Below are 20,253 nucleotides of genomic sequence, written 5' to 3' on the forward strand. Positions count from 1 at the left end.
CCTGACAGGTTTATATAATTTTAATACTTCAATATAAACTCTTGTAAGTTATCTGATCTTTCTAGGTTGAGCTTTTTTCTCAATCTATATCTTGCAATTTCAACGCCCCTGATTGAGATGTTTAATAAGTGAGCAATTTCTTTTGTGCTTAAGTTCATCCTTAGGTAGGCGCTTAATTTCATTTCCTGCGGACTTAAGTCAGGATAATCATTTTTCCATCTCTTGATAAAATCTCCATGAACTTGATCGAAATGAATAGAAAAGTGTTCCCAATCATCATCGGCCGAAATGTTTTTATCAATATTATGAATTACCCTGCTGATTTCATGTTTTACTTCCTGATTTTTGCTCCTTTTTGAAATGGTATTGAGGTTTGATTTAATGCTATTAATAAAACTATTTTTATTGATTAAATGCATGGTGGAGGTGGCCAATTCTTTATTTTTCAGCTTTATTTCTGATTTTAGTTTTTCGTTTTTGAGGTGTTCAAGCTTTTGTTCAGATGTTTTGAGTTCGCTGTCTATTCTCGTTATCTCTTTTTCTTTTTCTTCCGTAATTATTTCTGTTTTCTTTTTATAACGTAATTCAAAAAATAAAAATATTAGGACAGAAGAAACCAACCCTAAAAATATGTATAAGCCATACGCCCAATTTGTCCTGTACCATGGTGGAAGTATAGTAAATTCAAAAGTGGCCACATTGCTTAATTGACCGTAAATATTCTTCGCCCTTACATGGAATATGTAATTTCCTTCCTTTAGATTGGTATATTCTTTAGCCGTTCTTACTGACCATTCACTAAAACCAGCTTCATTATTTTCAAGCCAATACTGATATTCATTTTGGAATTGTCCGTTCATATATGGGGCACTATATTCCATTCTAATTGAATTTTCTTTAAACGGAATCTCAATTTCTTTATTTAATTGCTTAAAACTAACTGTATTACCCTTCATTTGACGTCCATAGGTAATAATTGAATCCTTGGAATTTGAAATGCCTATTTTAGTGAATATAACATCATAATTGATGTCAGGTAATTTTTGGATTGTATTGTCAAATTGAACAAAACCTTCTTTTGCGGCAAAAAGTACCTTATTCGCATCTAATGGGATAATATTATGTAAATCATCATTTAATGCGTTTTTTAATTGATTGAATACTGCGGTATGCTTGTGGTATTTACCATTAGTACTTTTTTCCAAAACTCCTGTTTCTTTCATGCTCACAAAATAAATATTTCCCAACGCATCTTCTGCAAAACTTACAAATTGGGTTTCAGGGGAGAAATACTCTGATAAAAAGGAGGATTTAACAAAACGATCTTTCGCTTTATCATACTCGTAGAGACCGTCTTCTGTTGAGAAAATCAAGTTGTTATTGAGTCTCCATACATTGATTAAAACCTTTGAAGGAAGGCCTTTTTCAATTCCATAATATTCAGAACTTACAGTTTTTAAATCTTCCGATAATTTTATTTTGTAAACCCCTTTATATCCGTGAGTCATCCATATATTACCGTCCTCATCTTCTTCCATTACTCGTGATGATTCCTCAAACCCTTTTAATTCATGGAGAAATTCAATTCCTTTACTTGTTTTCCTAAATAATGATAAACCTTTATAATTACCTTGAATAACATGTTCTGGATGGTTCCTTAGATCTAAAAAAGTCCAAGTCCCCGGGCTTTCTGAAATCAGCTGAGCCTCACCCTTTTTAATCTTAAAAGTACCGGCATGATGGCCCAGAATGACAGCATTATTTATATTTTGAATTTTATAGACTTGTCCAGTTGTATTTTTAACTTTCTCGAATAAACTATTTTTATGATTGATGTTTTTATAATAAAGCCCATTGTTTGTCCCTAAAAATAAGGTGTCATTTAGTAATAATGCATCATAACCGGTACCGGGTAAGCCTGTTTGTTCATTTACATGTTCAAAAGGAGAGTTCAGGGCAACTGAAGAAATTCCATTATTATGACCTAACCATAAATTTCCCTGAATATCTTCATGTAATGAAAGAACCGTTCTGTTTTCTATTCCTTTTCCTTTGTTTAGGTGAAATTGAATTTCTCCTTTAATATTTAAAACATAAAGCCCTTCATTTTGTGTCCCTATGGCAATATTACCTGACCTCAATCTTTTCATTTTATTAATGTTCGCATTTTTAAAAATTGATTGACTTTTTGTGTTCCAAACATTAATATTTCCTCCAGTTTTCAAATAAACCCCATTTTTTAAAGTGCTAATAAGTAATTGATCATTATTGAGTTCGATAATCCCACTAATTGTCATTTTACTGAAGTAATTGCCATAAGGGGTAGATTTTACCTCACCATTCTCCATAGCGGATAAGCCTTTTCCAGCTTGATTTAGGTACAATTTGTTGTTTACCAAGAAAAAATTGTCTGGATCAGTTTCAGGTTTCACTATCTTAACTAATTGACCTGATAAATTAAATATGAATATATCATCAAAGGTACAGAATAGTATATGGTCATTTTGTTTGAAAACTCTCCATGCTTCATCAAAGTTTCTATTGATTTCTGGCACACTATCAGCCAAGCTAACAAAAGCCAATTTTCCTTTTTGATTGGGAACATAATAGCCGAAATCACCCTGTGCGGCTATGTAGATTTTTCCGTTTGAATCCACAAATACGTCCCTGCATTTTGTGCCGCTTTCCAAAGAATACTTATTCCAATTAGTACCATCAAATTCCAGTAAACCAAAATTGTTGGCTACGTATAGTAAGCCGGCTTGACTTTGGGTGATTTTCCAATTTTGGATTCCGCCATGGTAATCTTGACTTGAAAAGTATTTGTAAAACGGATAACCTATTGATTGGCTTTTACCGATATATGCTGAAAATATTATTACAATAATGAGTATTAACCTTTCTTTATGATGTTTCATTTCCAAATCATTAATTAATCACAATTTAATAAAATATGATAAGATTGTAGTAATGTTGGTGAAAATAGTGTAGAAAAAAACCTGATATATATTAAGTATTAAATATCCTTTTATTTAACAAATAGCTACATTTATTTACTTTTTTGATGAGTTTTTGAGCAATGTTAAAATATGCTTTGATGTAGTTATGATGTATTGTTAAAATTTGCTTAGTGTATTAATTAATGGTCATTTGGTTCATGCTTAATTAACAAAAAGTAAAAATTTAATAATTGAACAAATCAAATAACTATGAAACACATTTTTACTCTTGTCTTTATTATATTCTACAGCTTCAATTTATCAGCTCAGGATATAGTAGTTTCCGGAACTGTTACTGATGAAAATGGTGAGCCTCTACCGGGGGTGAACATTATGATCGTGAATTCATCATCAGGAACTACTACGGATTTTGAAGGTAATTACAAATTATCCGTAGATGAAAACGCAAAATTAAGATTCAGTTTTATTGGATACTCTACTATAACAGAAAATGTTAATGGAAGATCAACCATCAATATCAAAATGGAATCCGATTTTGAGTCTTTAAGTGAGGTTGTCGTTGTGGGTTATGGTAGTCAAAAGAAATCGGTTGCTTCAGCTGCGATTTCTTCTGCTGATGTAGAGGCAATGGAAAAAATTAGTGTCCCTAATGTTGGAAGGTCTTTACAAGGTCTAGTAAACGGTGTTAGTGTGAGTGGAGTTTCTGGTCAACCAGGCTCAAATCCTACCATTTTGATCAGAGGGGTTGGTAGTAATTCAAATAATAGACCATTGGTAGTAATTGATGGTTTACAAACTCAAGTGGAAAATTTAAATGCGCTTTCTCCTAGCGATATTGAGTCTATACAAGTTTTAAAAGATGCGGCTTCAACAGCAATTTACGGAACAAGGGGAGCTAATGGTGTTATTGTTGTGAAAACGAAGTCTGGAAAGCCGGGAAAAATAGAATTAAACTACAATGGTTCTTATTTTATTCAATCTGCTTGGGAAACCCCTCAGATGTTAAATGCTGAACAATACATTGACATTATAAATGAAAAATATGAGAATGGAGGTACACCTTTACCAGCTGGATTTCCTGAAAGAGGAACTACTCCTGCTTTCGATACTGACTGGATGGATCGCATCTTTACTGACGGAAGCATTCAAAACCATAATCTTTCTGTAAGCAAAGGTTCGGAAAATGGTCATTTATTCGCATCAATGACTTATACCGGTCAAGACGGTATTATAGCACCGGAAAAATCTTATTTTGATCGTTTTACTGTTAGATTAAACTCTGAATCTAATATAACAGACTACCTAACTTTTGGTCAAAATCTTTCTATTACTGCTACAAGTAATAGTTCAATTCCTGAAAACAATGAATTTGGAACACCTATAGCGGATGCTATTGTTTATGACCCTATTACTCCTGTTTTTGATAATAATGCCCAATTTGGATTCGCTCAATCACCTTATGTTCAAAAGGAATATGTGAATCCTTTTAGTAGAATTTTCATTAATAATAGTGAATCAAATTCAGAACAGATTTTTGGAAATGCCTATTTACAATTGAAACCTGTAAGCTGGTTAAAGTTAAGAACTGATTTAGGTGTAAATAGATTTAATCAAACAACAGACAATTATTCTCCCGCCTACCAATTGACTCCAGCATTTGTGAATCAAAATAGCGTAGTGGGTACACAAAGTTACAGCAACTTTAGATGGCAATGGGAAAACTATGCAACGGTGACCCAAGACTTTGGATTGCACAATATTGAGGCGGTATTAGGTTCAACAGCTATTCGTTTTACAGAAAAGTTTTTTGGTGCATCGGGACAAAACCTTCCTGTGGAAGCTTTGACTAATGAAAGCCTTCGTTATGTTGATTTAACACCTGATTCTTCAAGAAGATCATATGGAGGAGCAAGCGCGCCAAGAATAAATTCCAGTATCTTTTTTAGAACTTTATATAATTACGATCAAAAATATTTAGCCACAGTTTCATTTAGACGTGATGGCTCCTCGAATTTCGGTAGCGAGTATAGATTTGTAATTTTCCCTTCTTTTTCTGCTGGATGGGTAGCCTCAGAAGAAAATTTCTTTAATGTGCCTTATGTTGATTTTGCAAAATTAAGAGCCAGCTGGGGTTCAAATGGAAATGATAATATTGGGGCATTTAATTATACCAGTTTAGTAACATTTAATAGTACGTATCAATTTGGTGATGCTTCTAATCAAAACATATACTATGGAGCTGTGCCAAGTAATTTGTCTAACCCTTTTGTTAGATGGGAAGAGTCCAAACAGTTGGATATTGGTTTGGAAACAAAATTATTCGGAAACCAGGTCTCTTTTGAATTAGATTATTATAGAAAAGTAACAGATGGCCTTTTAATTGTTAATGGCGCAACACCAATAATCGCAGGAAATAATCCGGCATTTACCAATGTAGGTAGAATAGAAAATTCCGGATTTGAGTTCAAAATTGATTACTTCAAGCAATTAGGAGAATTAGAGCTTGGCGTTACTTTAAACGGATCAACACTTAATAATGAAGTTACGGAAGTGGATGGTAATGAAGGATTCCTTAACGGATACAACTGGCCTGTTCGAAATGCATTTATTAGTCGAATGGAAGTAGGGCAACCTTTATTTTATTTTAGAGGCTATCAAGCTGATGGAATATTTAGAGATGAGGCTGAAGTTTTTGGACACATCAATAGTGAAGGTGATTTGTTACAACCAAATGCTGAGCCTGGAGATTTGAGATATGTGGATGTTAATAACGATGGTGAAATTAATCTTGATGATTGGACCAATATAGGTAAACCTTGGGCTGATTTTACATTTGGTCTAAATCTTACTGCTAATTACAAGGCATTTGATATGAATATGTTGATCGCGGGTCAAACTGGTAATCAAATATACAGGACATTTGAGAGACAAGATGTACCTAATAATAATTATACATCAGAGTGGTTAGATAGATGGAGTGAGTCAAATCCTAATGGAAGCTATCCTAGAGTAGTATCTGGTGCTGTTGATCCTGTGGCAAATAATAATAGCCCTTCTAGTTTTTATGTAGAAGATGGCGACTTTGTAAGGATTAAAAACATGCAATTGGGTTATTCATTGCCTACTAGTTTATTAGAGAAGGCTGGATTAACAAAAGCAAGAGTTTACATATCAGTTGATAATTTATTGACCCTGACCGGTTATTCCGGATTTGATCCTGAAATCGGGGTGACAGGTTATAATGTGTCTGCAGCAGGCATAGATAGAGGTTATTACCCTCAAACAAGAAATTTTGGTGGTGGAATACAATTAAGCTTTTAATATTATGAAATTTATTAAATCAATTTTAATCGCAATTTTAATGGTAGTCATTTCATCTTGTAAGGATGAATTTATTGAGACAGAACCTCAAGGCACCATACTTGAAGACAATTATTATCAATCCGAAGAACAGATGTTTAGAGGATTGATTGCAGCTTATGATCCTTTACAATGGACTTTTTCGCAAGGGGCATGGTCAAGTAGTGTAATGTTAGGAGAGATACGTTCTGACAATGCCAATGCAGGAGGAGATCCTTCCGATGGTGATCAACCGGGTTGGCAAGCAATAGATGACTTCCTGAATACAAGTTTAACTTTAGAAAGTGAAGCTTTTTGGAAAAAAGGTTGGTGGGGAGTTTATAGAGCGAACTTAATTATCAATAATGACGATTTTTCTTCCGATGCAGTAGAAGAATACAAAGCGGAAGCTAAATTTTTACGGGCTTTTTATCATTTTGATATGTTTAGAATCTTTGGCCCAGTTCCAGTTCTTGATCATGTAGTTCTGGAAAATGAATACAGGGAGCTAAAAAGAGCAAGTCTTAATGAGGTATTTGAATTTATTACTACTGATTTGGAAGAAGCTATTCCTTTGCTTCCAGATCAAAAATATACTGGATCTCTTGCTGGAAGAGTGAGTAAAACCACTGCTCAAGCACTTTTAGGAAAGGTATATTTATACTGGGCAGACATGTCAAATGATGACCCTGCTTTATTTGATCAGGCAGCTACACACTTAAACAGCGTAATTACTTCAGGTCAATATCAATTATTGGATGACTATCATCAATTATTCGCATTTGGTGTAAAGAATACAGAAGAATCTGTTTTTGAAATACAGCATACTAATGCCGTGCCTGCAGATTGGGGCGGTCAAGAATTCATTGATGGCAATATGATTACGCAATTATGCGGTATTAGAGGATTATGTAGCGACCATCCTGAATATAATGCAGGCTGGGGATTTTTATTACCTACAGAGAGTCTATATAGTCATTTTCTAAATGATGATGAATATAGAAGAACGGCTAGTATTGTTTCAGTTGAAGAACTAGAGGCTCAAGGATGTAATATCGATATGGGAGAACAAAATACTTCTGATTTTGATGGCTACTGGCAAATTAAATATGCAAACTATAAAGACTATACCGCACCTAATGGAGGTGACATCAACTTACAGAAGGATCCAAATCAACCCGTTATCAGATACGCAGATGTATTATTGATGTATGCTGAAGCATTAGAAAGAGGAAATGGATCTGCAGGTGAAGCCATGGAATATGTAGATATGGTAAGAGAAAGAGCGGCTGGCCCAGGAGATAATTCAGGTGATTTCAGATCTACCCAGCAGTTAATGGCTGATGAAGGAATGAATTTATTGGAAGCAATCTGGTATGAAAGAAGAGCAGAGTTTGCTTGTGAAGGAGATAGATGGTTTGATATAGTGCGCTCTGACAGAGTACAAAATAGTCTTTTCACTGCCCAAAAAGCAGGTAATTTAGATCCAGGACAAATTTTCCTTCCAATACCTCAAAGAGACATTGACAATACTGGCGGTTCCCTTACGGAATACCCGTCAGCCGATTTATTTAATTAAAGAGTAAAACCAATATAAATACAACAATTATGAAAAAAGCAATTTATCAATTAGGATTATGGTCAATGATATTGGCCTTAGTTTTTGCGTGTGACGAGGATCCTGTGGAAACAGATCCGCCAACAGCAAGTTTTCAATTTGAAGTGGGAGAAACCGATTTTTTAACGGTTACATTTACTAATTTCTCCCAGAATTATGAATCATCAGAATGGGATTTCGGTGATGGAAGTGAAGGTTCAACAGAAGAAAACCCTGTGCATACTTACGAGGCGGCAGGTGAATACACTGTTACCTTAACAGTTACCAATGCTGCTGGTGAATCAGCTACAAGAGAAGAGGTGGTAGAAGTAGATGATCCATTAGCAGCTCAAAGAGCTTTAATTGGTGATGATGGTAAAACTTGGCAGTTATTAGCCGAACCTTCAGGAATCGATTATCCAATTTGGGTGGGGCCGAACACTGATGATGGATCAGTTGTGGTTTGGTTTGCTTTAGGAAACCAGCAACCAATATGCGAGCGCGAGTGTATTTTTGATGATACTTGGACTTTCAACGTTGATGGTACTTATACATTTGAAAATAATGGAGATTTTTGGGCTGAAGGTGGTGTTTGGTCTGAACCAGGATGTTTCGATACTTCAGCTCCTGATGCGTTTGTAGGTGCAGATGGTCAAGATTTATCTGGATGGGATTCAGGTACTCACCCGTTTACTTATAATGCCCAAAATAATAGTCTTACAATTGAAGGTGGATTTATAGGCTTAACCAAAGCGGCTACTTCTGCAGAAGTTACAGAACCTCAAGAATCAGTTACCTACGAGGTAGTAAAGCTTGTAGAAGCTGATGTTGATACATTAGTGTTAAAGACTCAATTGGAAGAAGCAGGTGGTTTCTGGCAGTTTACATTAGTAAGCTATGGTGACACTAATCCAGTGACTGTTGAAGATTGTCCAGATGATGGTGGTGGTGATAAAACTATAATTGAAAATGTAGCTTTTGATTTTGAGGCAGATGCACCAACATTTAATCCATTCGGTGGTACTGATGATCAAGGTGGAGGAATGGTATATGAAGTTATTGACAATCCTGATGCTAGCGGTATTAATACTAGTGCCACAGTAGCTTCATTATTCGAGCCAGAAGCATCTAAATTTTACAGTGGTGCTTCTACGCAATTAGATGGATATGTGAGTTTTGCATCTAAAAATACTTTCAAAATGAAAGTATGGTCACCAATTGAGGGGGCAGTAGTTAAACTTAAATTAGAAGATAGTGCAAATCCAAATACTGCGGCAGAAGTAGATCAAACTATCGAAACTGCTAATGAATGGGTGGAATTAACCTACGAGTTTTCTGCTGAAGATTCTGAGAAATTCGATGTTTTAGTTGTTTTCTTTGATTTTGATCCGGCTGGTGATGGATCTACGGTGAAATCTACAGAAAGAACTCACTATTTTGATGATATTATTTTAGAATAATTAGCCGTTTAAGCTGTCTGATTTTGCATGTTAACATGTAATTTTAGGCAGCTTTTTTATATTAAACTTCATTTATGATTTATTCTTAAGTAAATTTATTAACATGTTAAAAATTGTCCTTTACTCTTTTCTTATTCTTTTCATTAGTGCTTGCAATGAAAATGATATACAAAATGACACCCTTCCGAATATTTCGGCAAGTCCAATTACTGTTGCAGAAGAAAATCAAAACACTGAAGTTAAGCTTGATTTAATTTTAGATAAACCCTCCACACAAGAAATTATAGTTAATTACAGTACTAAAAACGGCACTGCACTTGCGGGTTCTGATTACCGCAGCCAGCAAGGTGAAAGTGTGGTTATCCCAGCCGGGGATGTAAATTCTTCAATCACCTTAATCATATTAGGGGATGAAATAAAAGAAGAACAAGAACATTTTTATGTAGTCCTTAACTCTGCAATTAATGCCTCAATTGCTACCGAAGAAATTGAAATTACCATTACAGATACTGATACCCAAGAAGAAATTGGTGCAAATCCATCATTTGAAGGTTATGAAAGCCCGCTTGAATACGATGGTTACGAATTAGTGTGGCAAGACGAATTTGAAGCTGATCAACTTTCCGATGATTATACTTTTGAAATTGGCACCGGAAGCAATGGTTGGGGTAATAACGAGTCCCAATATTATAGAGAAGAAAATACCCGCCTAGAAGATGGTTACTTGGTGATACAAGCCAAAGAAGAAGATTTTCAAGGACAAGATTATACTTCCTCCAGAATTATTACGGAGGGTAAAAAAGAATTTAAATATGGCAGATTTGATATTCGTGCCAGAATGCCATTCGGTCAAGGAATTTGGCCAGCTATTTGGATGTTAGGAGCTAATTTCAGACAAGTAGGATGGCCACATTGTGGTGAAATTGACATCATGGAAATGATTGGCGGCCAAGGCAGGGAAGCTACTGTTCATGGAACGGTACATTGGCAAAGCAATGAAGGTTATGCTAATTTCGGACATAGCAGAACGCTTCAGGACAGAACGCTTGCGGATCAATTTCATGTTTTTTCCATTATTTGGGATAAAAATAGAATTGAATGGTTAATTGATAATCAATCTTACGGAGCAATTGATATCAGACCCTCTCATTTGGATGAATTTAGAGATGAATTTTTCTTCATTTTTAATGTAGCTGTTGGAGGTAACTGGCCGCAGTATCCGGATGAGACCACTACATTTCCTCAGGAAATGTGGATTGATTATGTTAGAGTTTTTCAACAACCAGAATAAATAATTTAGCCTACAACCATAAAACTTATTTATAACCATGACAAAATTTCTAGGGAGATTAGCAGGTGTTCTTTGCGCTTTAATCATATTTTTTTCATGTTCTAATCCAAGCGAAAAATCAAAAAATACTCAAAGTAGATTTGATGAAAAGGTTGATTCCTTGCTTGCTTTAATGACCTTAGAGGAAAAAATTGGGCAACTCAATCAATACAGTTTAGGTAGTGAATTCACAGGCCCCGGAAATAAAAAGGGACAGGACAGTATCCGGTATCAACAATTAGTCTCAGGACAAGTAGGTTCTGTCTTGAATTTATTGGGAGCGGAGAATACCCGTAAAATGCAGAAACTTGTAATAGAGAATACCAGATTAGGTATTCCTTTGTTATTTGCCTATGATGTTATTCATGGATATCAAACCATGTTTCCTGTTCCATTAGCTGAAAGTGCATCATGGAATCTTGACTTAATGCAGAAAACGGCCCAAGCAGCTGCTGCAGAATCTGCTGCTTCTGGTCTTCATTGGACTTTTGCCCCTATGATTGATGTGACTGTTGATGCAAGATGGGGTAGGGTAATGGAAGGGGCAGGTGAAGATCCTTTCTTGCAGTCTGAAATTGCTAAAGCTAGAATCAATGGTTTTCAAGGTCAGGATTTGTCACATAATAAAACCATAGCGGCCACAGCCAAACACTTTGCCGGTTATGGCTATGCCGAAAGTGGTAAAGACTATAATTCAGTCAATATCAATAATTACATTTTACACAATCATATTTTACCACCATTCAAAGCAGCTTCTAAAGCAAATGTTGCAAGCTTTATGAATGCTTTTAATGATATTAATGTCGTTCCTGCTACAGCTAATCAATATCTTTTGCAGGATGTTCTCCGTGAAGAATGGAATTATGATGGTGTCGTGGTTTCTGATTGGAATTCAATAGGAGAGTTAGTCAATCATGGAGTATCAGCTGACCTGAAAGAAGCGGCAAAAAAAGCGATTAGTGCGGGAAGTGAAATTGATATGGAAGGAAATGCCTATGTCGAAAATCTATCTAATCTGGTTGAATCCGGTGAGATAGATGAGGAATTAATTAATAAAGCAGTAAAACATGTGCTCCAATTAAAATTTGAATTGGGGTTATTTGATGATCCTTATAAATATTCTGATCCGGAAAGAGAAAAAGAAATTGTAGGAAATGAAATTCATCATGATTTAGCAGAGGAAATTGCTAAGGAGTCTATCGTTCTATTGAAAAATGAAGAATCCTTATTACCCATTAAGAATGCTAAAAACATAGCGGTTATTGGGCCTTTAGCAAAAGACAAAGATACTCCACTTGGAAACTGGAGAGCTCAAGCAATTGCTAATTCAGCAGTTTCATTGTATGAAGGCCTTGAGCAATCACTTCCTAAAAATATCAATTTAAAATATGCTGAAGGTGTGAAACTATCCATTGGCCCAAACAATTTTTTTGAAGAACAAGTGATTAATGAAACTGATAATTCTGGATTTGAAGAAGCAAAAAAATTGGCTGAGAATTCAGATTTGGTCATTATGGCTTTAGGCGAGACCGCATATATGTCAGGAGAGGGAAGAAGTAGAGCCGATATTGGCTTGCCAGGCCTTCAAAAAGAATTACTGAAAGAAATTCATGCTATTAATCCTAATATTGTATTGGTTTTGATGAATGGAAGGCCATTAGAACTAAGTTGGGAGGATGAAAATATTCCGGCCATAGTGGAAGCTTGGCATTTAGGGCAAAGGGCAGGTACTGCCATTGCTGAAACTTTATTAGGTAAAAACAACCCATCAGGAAAATTGACTATGAGTTTTCCTAGAACTGTAGGTCAATTACCAATTTACTATAACCATAAAATAACGGGAAGGCCTTCAACTGCTCCAGGGCAAGTTTTTTATACTCACCATACAGATGTGGATAATTCCCCTTTGTATACCTTTGGTTTCGGTTTAAGTTATTCAGAATTTGAATATGGTGAAATAGAGTTATCTCAAAATTCCATGAATGAAAATGAGAATATTACCGCCTCAGTAAGCATTCAAAACATTAGTGAGGTGGATGGGTATGAGATTGTCCAACTTTATATTCAAGATTTAGTGGCTGAGGAAACACCCATGATTAAGTCATTAAAGGCTTTCAAAAAGGTTGAAGTTAAAGCTGGGCAATCTGTAAAGGTTGATTTTTCCATTAATAAAGAAATGCTTTCTTACTACAAGTCAAATGGAGAATTATCTTTAGAAAAAGGCAAATTCAATGTTTTTATTGGAGGAAATTCTACTGTTGAGCATCACCAAAAATTAGAGTTAAAATGAGATATTTATATATAATCGGTCTTTTATTGTTGTTCAGCCAATGTAAGCAGCAGGAGAATTATCTGATCTGGTCAGATGAATTCGATGGAAGTGGATTGCCCAATTCTAAATATTGGAATATAACTGAAGGAAATGGATGTCCTGAATTATGTGGTTTTGGAAATAATGAAGCCCAATACTACACTGATAATACCCAAAACCTCAGATTAGAAGAAGGTAAATTGGTGATTAATGCCCTAAAAGACAGCGAAAAGGGATTTACATCAGCCAAGATCACCACAAGAGAAATTGGTGATTGGAAATATGGTTATATCGAGGTGAGGGCAAAATTACCCACAGGAAAAGGCGCCTGGCCAGCTATATGGATGCTACCGACCATAGAGGGAGATATGGAGTGGCCCAGAGATGGAGAAATCGATATAATGGAATATGTAGGCTATAATCCCGGGACAGTCTATGGAACTATTCACACAGAAAGTTATAATCATGTAAAGGGAACAGAAAAGTCTGATTCAATAAAAATTGAGGATGCACATGAGGCATTTCATACTTATGCTATTCACTGGACTGATCAAAAAATTGAATGGTTGGTTGATGATATTCCCTATCATGCGGTTTATAAAAATGGTGACAACAAGGCTGGTTGGCCTTTTGACCATGAATTTCATTTAATTTTGAATCTAGCAGTAGGTGGAAATTGGGGAGGTAAACATGGTATAGATGAGAATAGTTTTCCTCAAGAATTTATTATTGATTATGTAAGGGTCTATTCACAAAAGCCTGATTTGTCAAAATAAATTTATCTCCTCTGACTTAAATATTGCGCCATCTATAAAATTTACTGCAATTAGATGTTTATACACCAAAAATTTTTGGTAATATAGCTTTTCACTTTAAAATACTTTGGAAAAATGTCGAAGAAAGGACTTTTAATACTAATCGCATCGGTGGCTGCTTTAGGTGGTTTGCTGTTTGGATATGATACGGGTGTTATAAACGGAACCCAGTATTATTTTAGTAAATATTTTGAATTAAGTGCTGCCATGAAAGGCTGGGTAGTGAGTAGTGCTTTATTAGGTTGTCTGGTAGGGGCGCTGGTCGCAGGCCCAATGACCACTAAGATTGGCCGGAAAGCAACACTGATTTTTTCTGCAGCCCTATTTACAGTTTCCGCAGCAGGTTCGGGATTGCCTTCCTTTTTACCGGAAAGTGTTGGATTATTGGTTTTCTTTAGAGTTGTAGGCGGATTAGCTATTGGATTAGCTTCCATGGCGGCACCAACCTACATTGCCGAAATTTCGCCTCGGGATAAAAGAGGGATTTTGGTGACATTTTATCAATTGGCTGTAGTGACTGGTTTTTTCGTAGTATTTCTAGCTACTTACTATATTGGAGAGAGTTATGCATCTGAGCAAGGTAAAATTGACTCAGGTTGGAGATGGATGTTTTGGTCTGAATTAATTCCATGTATTATCTTTTTTGTGCTTACGCTTTTTATTCCTAAAAGTCCTAGATGGTTGGTATTGGTAGGCAGGGATGAAGAAGCCAAAAAAGTATTAGATTCCTTGCATGAAGAAAAAGAAGCTGAAATTGAATTGGCTGAAATAAAATTTTCCTTGGCTAAAGAAAGAAAAGTTGAAAAAACGAATGTAAATTTATTCCAAAGAGGGGCTATAGCTATAATTTTAATTGGTTCTTTACTTTCGTTATTCCAGCAATTAACCGGGATTAATGCCGTGTTATATTATGGAGGCGATATTTTTGAGAAAGCATTAGGATATACACAAGATGATGTTTTAGCCCAGCAAATTTTATTGGGAGCAGTTAATTTTGTATTCACATTTGTAGCCATGTTCACGGTCGATAAATTAGGTAGAAAGCCTTTGATAATGATTGGCTCATTTGGTATGCTTACCGGCTTTATCTTATTAGGTGGTTCACTGTACCTAGAACAAGTTGGGTTAATTTCCCTAATAGGTGTTTTATTATTTATTGCTTCATTTGCCATGAGTATGGGACCAGTTACATGGGTTTTATTATCAGAAATGTTTCCCAATAAAATCCGAAGTATCGCCATGTCAATTGCAGTAGCCATTCAATGGGCCGGTAACTATCTTGTTTCCCAAACTTTTCCAATTATTGCAGATAGTCAACATAATGAGGTAGTTTGGAATAAATCTTTACCATATGTGATTTTTGGGGTTTGTATATTATTACTTATCATATTTACCAATAAATACATTATTGAAACAAAAGGTAGAAGCCTAGAGGAGTTAGAAGATATTTGGGCAGATAAATACGGAGAAATTAAGTCTTAAGGATCTCGGTTTAATTATTTTATAGGGCTTATCAAGGTAATTTCTCGGAATTGTTTTGATAAGCTCTTTTTTTTGTAAAAAATAAATTTATATTTTTCTAATAAAGTGAAACTTTCTTTAAAGACTGTATTACATTGATTTATAACCATTATTGATTACTAAAGTTGAAAAATAATCAAGATTAACTCATAAGTTAAATTGTATTATTTAAATAACTTAATTTTATTTAAAATATTACACCAACCATTCTCAATCTTTCTGTGTCATTATTACCAAGACAATAGAAAAGATATAAATATGAAAAGATTTTTTTCAACATTTTTATTATTAACCTTAGTAGCATCAAGTTTGGTAGTAAGTAATAATTATTATAAACAAGATAAATCTCAATATTCTGCACAGAAATCTTATAATATACAAAAATCAATTGATTTGACAGAAGCTGATGTTTATGATTCTAAAAGAAATACTGTATTTGTCAGTGTAACTAACTAATAACTCACCTGAATCTGCTTATATTTGAGCCATATTAATTCAAAAAAATATGGCGCTATATTTGGCTCGATTTATTCTCTGGCTAGGTGGCTGGAAAGTATCCGCAAAAATACCTCAAAATGTTAAAAAAGCAGTGATGATTGCTGCTCCTCACACTTCTAATTGGGATTTGGTCTGGGCAAGATCCGCATTTTACATTCTTAAAATTCCTGTTCGTTACACTGTTAAAAAAGAGCTATTGAAAGGCCCATTAAAATGGATTTTAAATGGATTTGGTGCTATTGGTATAGATAGAACTCACAAAGCCGGAAAAAAACAATCTATGACTGAAGCCATGATTCAGCTTTTCGATGATAGGGATGAATTGGTAATTCTAGTCACTCCTGAAGGCACAAGAAGCTATCAACCAGATTGGAAAACGGGCTTTTATAGGGTAGCCGAAGGAGCAGGTGTTCCAATATTATGTGGATATTTGGATTACGAAAATAAAATAGCCGGTATAGGTCCAAGTTTTGAAGCCAAAGGTGATATGACTGAAACTATAGAGAAAATAAAAGATTTTTATAGACCAATCAAAGGAAAATACCCTGAACAGGGTATTCGTTAAGTTTATTTTTCTTTAAAATCTAAGGATGCAGAGTTCAAACAATATCTTAATCCTGTAGGCTTTGGCCCATCTTCAAAAACATGTCCTAAATGACCGCCACAAGTAGCACAAACTACTTCAGTACGCACCATCCCCAAAGAGCGGTCTTCTACTTCCAGTACATTTTCATCATTTAAAGGTTTGTAGAAACTTGGCCAACCAGTACCGCTTTCATATTTTGTTTCAGAACTAAATAATTCGGTTTTGCAAGCATTGCAAATAAATATACCTTCTTTTTTGAAGTCATTGTATTTTCCTGTAAATGCTCTTTCCGTACCTGCTTCTCTCAATACTTTATATTCTAAAGGACTTAGAATTTCTTTCCATTCTGCCTCAGATTTTTGAACTTCAAAAGTGTGGGCTTTTAAGCTTTTTTTATTTTCTGAACTATTGCTTTGTTGTGCACATGACTGAAAGCCAACTGCTAATAGAATAGCTATTAAACCTAATGATTTCCCTATTTTAACCCTTTTCATTTTTGTAATATTATTTGCTTGTTGCTTCTTATACTCATTTGACTATATAAAGTTTTGTACAATTTGAATTATGGTTTAGCATATTTAAATTTTTTCAATTTGGTTGTTTTTAGGTACTCATATAAACCTGATATGGTAACCGTTCCTGCTTCTGAAATATCAACAGAACCATCTTTCGAAATTAATTTCTCATCCAAATATGCATGAAGAATTTTACCTATAATCAAAATGGTGTCATTTGCTTTGATTAAATGTTCCTCTTCAAATTGCAACCCCAGTTTTATTTTTGATTCTTTCACATAGGGAGGATGAAAATTATCTAAATATTCCTCCTCAAATCCACAAGCTTTAAATTCAGATACCTCTCGATCATATTTCGCAGAGGTTTGATGTGCTTGTGCTATAAAACTTTCATGAACGTGATTGAGAGTGTAATAATTAGTTTCCTTAATATTTTCATAGGTGTGCCTCTCAACCGTTGTGGGCCTAAGAATGAAACCTAAATAAGGTGGTTTTGCTCCTATATGTATAACAGAATTGAAAATAGCCAAATTGGTTTTTCCATTTTTATCAGCAGTACCGATTAGGTTGGCACTTTTAAAACCTGATATAGTATTGAAGAGATTAGCCTGATATCGGCTTTCCATTTTTTCAATCGATTCAGAATTAATATGTAGCATATCTATTTTTTTGACTGAATTATAGACCATTTTCTACTCTTTTTGTTTTTGCTTATTGAAAATAAACTAACATTTCTTTTCAGATATGTTTTTCCACTGTAAATTGATATTTATGATAGTTTTCCAAAATATTGAAAAGTCATTTGATAAGCAGCAAGTGCTTAAAAAGATTAATCTTGAAATCTATCAAGGTGAATTAATGGTGCTTTTGGGGGCAAGTGGAAGTGGGAAAACTACCTTGTTGAGAATGATCAATGCATTGGAAAATCCTGATTCAGGCTCTATCAAAATTTTTGATAAAGATTTAATAAAGCATCCTTTATTGGAATTAAGGAAAGATATAGGCTATGTGATTCAAAAAGTAGGACTTTTTCCCCATTATTCTGTTTATGATAATGTAGCCACTATTTTGAGATTAAAAGCTGAAAAGGAAGATTCAATTAAACAAAAGGTTCATGAATGGTTAAATAAAATTGGAATGAATCCATCTGTTTATGCTCATAAATTTCCAGCCGAATTAAGTGGGGGAGAAGCTCAAAGAATTGGCTTGGCCAGGGCGCTGGTGGCTCAACCTAAAATGATTCTGTTGGATGAACCTTTCAGCGCATTAGATCCAATTTCAAGAGTTAAAATCAGAAATGAGTTTCGGAAAATCCAGCAAGAAGAAAAATTCACTGCTGTGATGGTTACACATGATGTTTTAGAGGCTGTAAGCATAGCAGATCGAATTTGCTTGTTGGCAGATGGAGAAATACAACAAGTAGGAACTGCAAAAGAAATTCTATTTCACCCTAAAAATAATCTCATAAAGAATTTTGTAAAATTTGATCAATTTCAAGCTTCTTTAGCGGCTATTTCCCTTAATGAAATCCTTCCATTTTTAAATCAGGATTTAATTAAGATTGAGGATGTCGAAATTTCTATCCTTGATTTCTTGCAGAAATCCGATAGCCAACTTCATGCTAATGTTTTAGATGCTTTTTATAAATGGAAGGAGGAAAAGTTATGACATCATTTATTGAATTCCTTCACAAAAATAAAACAGAAGTTTTAAAGCAATTGCTAGAACACATTGAATTGACATTAGTCTCATTATGTATTGCTGTAATTTTTGGAATTACTATTGGGATTTTAATTTCTGTTTTCAAGAAATCAACTAAAACAGTCCTTTCATTTGTCAATACCATACAGACTGTTCCCAGTCTAGCCCTTTTAGGCTTCTTGTTGCCCTTTTTTGGTATTGGAGTAGTTCCGGCTATTATTGCGCTTTTTCTTTATGCCTTGCTTCCTATAGTACGAAATACCTATACGGGGATTACAGAAGTGGATAGTGCTGTAAAAGAATCAGCGGTGGCCATGGGGATGAAGCGCTCTCAAGTTTTATTCAAAGTGGAATTACCGTTGGCATTGCCTTATATTATGGCTGGCATTAGAACGGCTTCAGTGATTAATGTTGGAGTGGCCACATTAAGTGCTTTTATAGCAGCTGGAGGGTTAGGTAAATTTATCCTTCAAGGAATTCAACTGAATAATACTAATATGATTCTGGCAGGAGCAGTTCCGGCTTCATTGTTAGCATTATTTTTTGATGCTGTATTAGGAAGGGTTCAAAAAAGCAGTTTGAAAATCATTCGCTGGTTTTCTTTTATACTTTTTGGTGGGATGTTGGTGTATCTGCTTATATCCGGATTTCAGAAGCTTAATTTCTCATCTGACAAAAAAGAGCTATTGGGCGGATTCCCTTCTGAATTTGTTTTTAGAGAAGATGGCTTAAAAGGATTATTCAAAGCTTATGATTTCGAGCTTGATTATGTAGAAATGGATATAGGATTAATGTATCAGGCTTTGGCCAATAAGGAAGTAGATGTTGTCAGCGGTTTTTCCACTGATGGCAGGATTAAAGCTTATAATTTGAAAACATTGGAAGATAATCGTAATTATTTTCCTCCCTATGAGGCGGCACCTGTTGCCAGGCAAGCTATTTTAAATAAATATCCTGAAATAAGAGAAAGTCTAGCTCAACTGGAAAATCAAATCAGCAATGCAGAAATGACAGCAATGAATTATCAGGTGGATGAGGAAAAGAAACAACCAGAGGAAGTAGCATTGGATTTTCTTGATTCCAAAAAGATGCTTGGGAATACTAGAAAGATGAGTAATACATCAGAATCTATCAGAATTGGAAGTAAGGCATTTACTGAAAATTACATATTGGCTCATATTTTTAAGTTAATAATTGAAGGAAACACCAATTTAAATGTAGAACTCAAATTAGGTTTTGGAGGAACAAAACTGTTGATGGATGCTATGAAAAATGATGAAATTGACATTTACCCTGAATATACTGGGACTGCCTTATTATTACTATTGGAAACCAGTAAACAGGAGAGGAGTAAGCTGTTCTCAAATCCTGAAAAGGTCTATGATTTTGTAAATCATGAATCGCAAAAACAATTCGGTTTTGAATGGTTACCCTCTTTGGGTTTTAATAATACATTTGCGATTTTGATGCGGAAAGAGCAAGCGGAAGAGCTTGATTTGGAAAGTGTTGAGGATTTAGCACAGTTTGTACAACATGAATAAGTGCTAAGTTGGCAGATGGTCGGTATGCCATCGACCATGTAGCAGCCTTTATACTTTCCAAAAATGCACCCCGGTCGGT

At 34.9% G+C, this 20,253-nt stretch carries 14 protein-coding genes; 11 read left to right on the forward strand and 3 right to left on the reverse strand.

The features are described 5' to 3' along the window. Positions 1-20 precede the first annotated feature (20 nt). The gene (locus ACFE0M_RS11980) at positions 21-2,918 is read right to left on the reverse strand and encodes a triple tyrosine motif-containing protein (RefSeq protein WP_434546001.1); all 2,898 of its coding nucleotides are present in this window, start codon (positions 2,916-2,918) and stop codon (positions 21-23) included. A gap of 291 nt (positions 2,919-3,209) precedes the next feature. Between ACFE0M_RS11980 and ACFE0M_RS11985 the strand changes: the two genes are divergently transcribed. From ACFE0M_RS11985 to ACFE0M_RS12025, 9 genes are all read left to right on the forward strand, one after another. Next, positions 3,210-6,281: a SusC/RagA family TonB-linked outer membrane protein gene (locus tag ACFE0M_RS11985; RefSeq protein ID WP_434546002.1), complete on the forward strand. Its 3,072-nt coding sequence runs from the start codon at positions 3,210-3,212 to the stop codon at positions 6,279-6,281. A gap of 4 nt (positions 6,282-6,285) precedes the next feature. Continuing rightward, a complete protein-coding gene (locus tag ACFE0M_RS11990; protein WP_434546003.1) occupies positions 6,286-7,878 on the forward strand; it encodes a RagB/SusD family nutrient uptake outer membrane protein in 1,593 nt (530 codons plus the stop codon). Positions 7,879-7,907: 29 nt separating this feature from the next. After that, on the forward strand, positions 7,908-9,356 hold the full coding sequence (locus ACFE0M_RS11995; RefSeq protein ID WP_434546004.1) for a PKD domain-containing protein: 1,449 nt from the start codon (positions 7,908-7,910) through the stop codon (positions 9,354-9,356). A 103-nt stretch (positions 9,357-9,459) separates the two neighbouring features. Beyond that, on the forward strand, positions 9,460-10,647 hold the full coding sequence (locus ACFE0M_RS12000; RefSeq protein WP_434546005.1) for a family 16 glycosylhydrolase: 1,188 nt from the start codon (positions 9,460-9,462) through the stop codon (positions 10,645-10,647). 37 nt (positions 10,648-10,684) lie between these two features. After that, positions 10,685-12,976 (forward strand): beta-glucosidase BglX, encoded by a 2,292-nt coding sequence (gene bglX / locus ACFE0M_RS12005; RefSeq protein ID WP_434546006.1) that lies wholly within the window; start codon positions 10,685-10,687, stop codon positions 12,974-12,976. Then, positions 12,973-13,773 carry a glycoside hydrolase family 16 protein gene (locus ACFE0M_RS12010; protein WP_434546007.1) on the forward strand — a complete coding sequence of 267 codons (801 nt, stop codon included), beginning with the start codon at positions 12,973-12,975 and terminating at the stop codon, positions 13,771-13,773. The genes bglX and ACFE0M_RS12010 overlap by 4 nt, the downstream gene beginning before the upstream one ends. Positions 13,774-13,887: 114 nt before the next feature. Next, a complete protein-coding gene (locus tag ACFE0M_RS12015; RefSeq protein WP_434546008.1) occupies positions 13,888-15,294 on the forward strand; it encodes a sugar porter family MFS transporter in 1,407 nt (468 codons plus the stop codon). 297 nt (positions 15,295-15,591) lie between these two features. Continuing rightward, complete coding sequence (locus ACFE0M_RS12020; RefSeq protein ID WP_434546009.1) at positions 15,592-15,789, forward strand: hypothetical protein; 198 nt, start codon at positions 15,592-15,594, stop codon at positions 15,787-15,789. A 49-nt stretch (positions 15,790-15,838) separates the two neighbouring features. Next, on the forward strand, positions 15,839-16,396 hold the full coding sequence (locus ACFE0M_RS12025) for a 1-acyl-sn-glycerol-3-phosphate acyltransferase (protein ID WP_434546010.1): 558 nt from the start codon (positions 15,839-15,841) through the stop codon (positions 16,394-16,396). 2 nt (positions 16,397-16,398) lie between these two features. Here the strand turns inward: ACFE0M_RS12025 and msrB are convergent, their stop codons facing one another. Together msrB and ACFE0M_RS12035 are read right to left on the reverse strand one after the other, a co-directional pair. Next, positions 16,399-16,911 (reverse strand): peptide-methionine (R)-S-oxide reductase MsrB, encoded by a 513-nt coding sequence (gene msrB, locus ACFE0M_RS12030; protein ID WP_434546011.1) that lies wholly within the window; start codon positions 16,909-16,911, stop codon positions 16,399-16,401. A gap of 68 nt (positions 16,912-16,979) precedes the next feature. After that, entirely contained in the window at positions 16,980-17,591 is a 612-nt protein-coding gene (locus tag ACFE0M_RS12035) for a flavin reductase family protein (protein ID WP_434546012.1), read from the reverse strand. A gap of 112 nt (positions 17,592-17,703) precedes the next feature. Here ACFE0M_RS12035 and ACFE0M_RS12040 point away from each other — a divergent pair, with 112 nt between their 5' ends. Together ACFE0M_RS12040 and ACFE0M_RS12045 are read left to right on the forward strand one after the other, a co-directional pair. Then, the gene (locus ACFE0M_RS12040; protein ID WP_434546013.1) at positions 17,704-18,600 is read left to right on the forward strand and encodes an ATP-binding cassette domain-containing protein; all 897 of its coding nucleotides are present in this window, start codon (positions 17,704-17,706) and stop codon (positions 18,598-18,600) included. After that, positions 18,579-20,174 (forward strand): ABC transporter permease/substrate-binding protein, encoded by a 1,596-nt coding sequence (locus ACFE0M_RS12045; RefSeq protein ID WP_434546014.1) that lies wholly within the window; start codon positions 18,579-18,581, stop codon positions 20,172-20,174. Before ACFE0M_RS12040 ends, ACFE0M_RS12045 begins: the two co-directional genes overlap by 22 nt. The last annotated feature ends 79 nt before the right edge of the window (positions 20,175-20,253 follow it).

This window comes from Marivirga sp. (assembly GCF_051117495.1).
Lineage (GTDB): Bacteria > Bacteroidota > Bacteroidia > Cytophagales > Cyclobacteriaceae > Marivirga.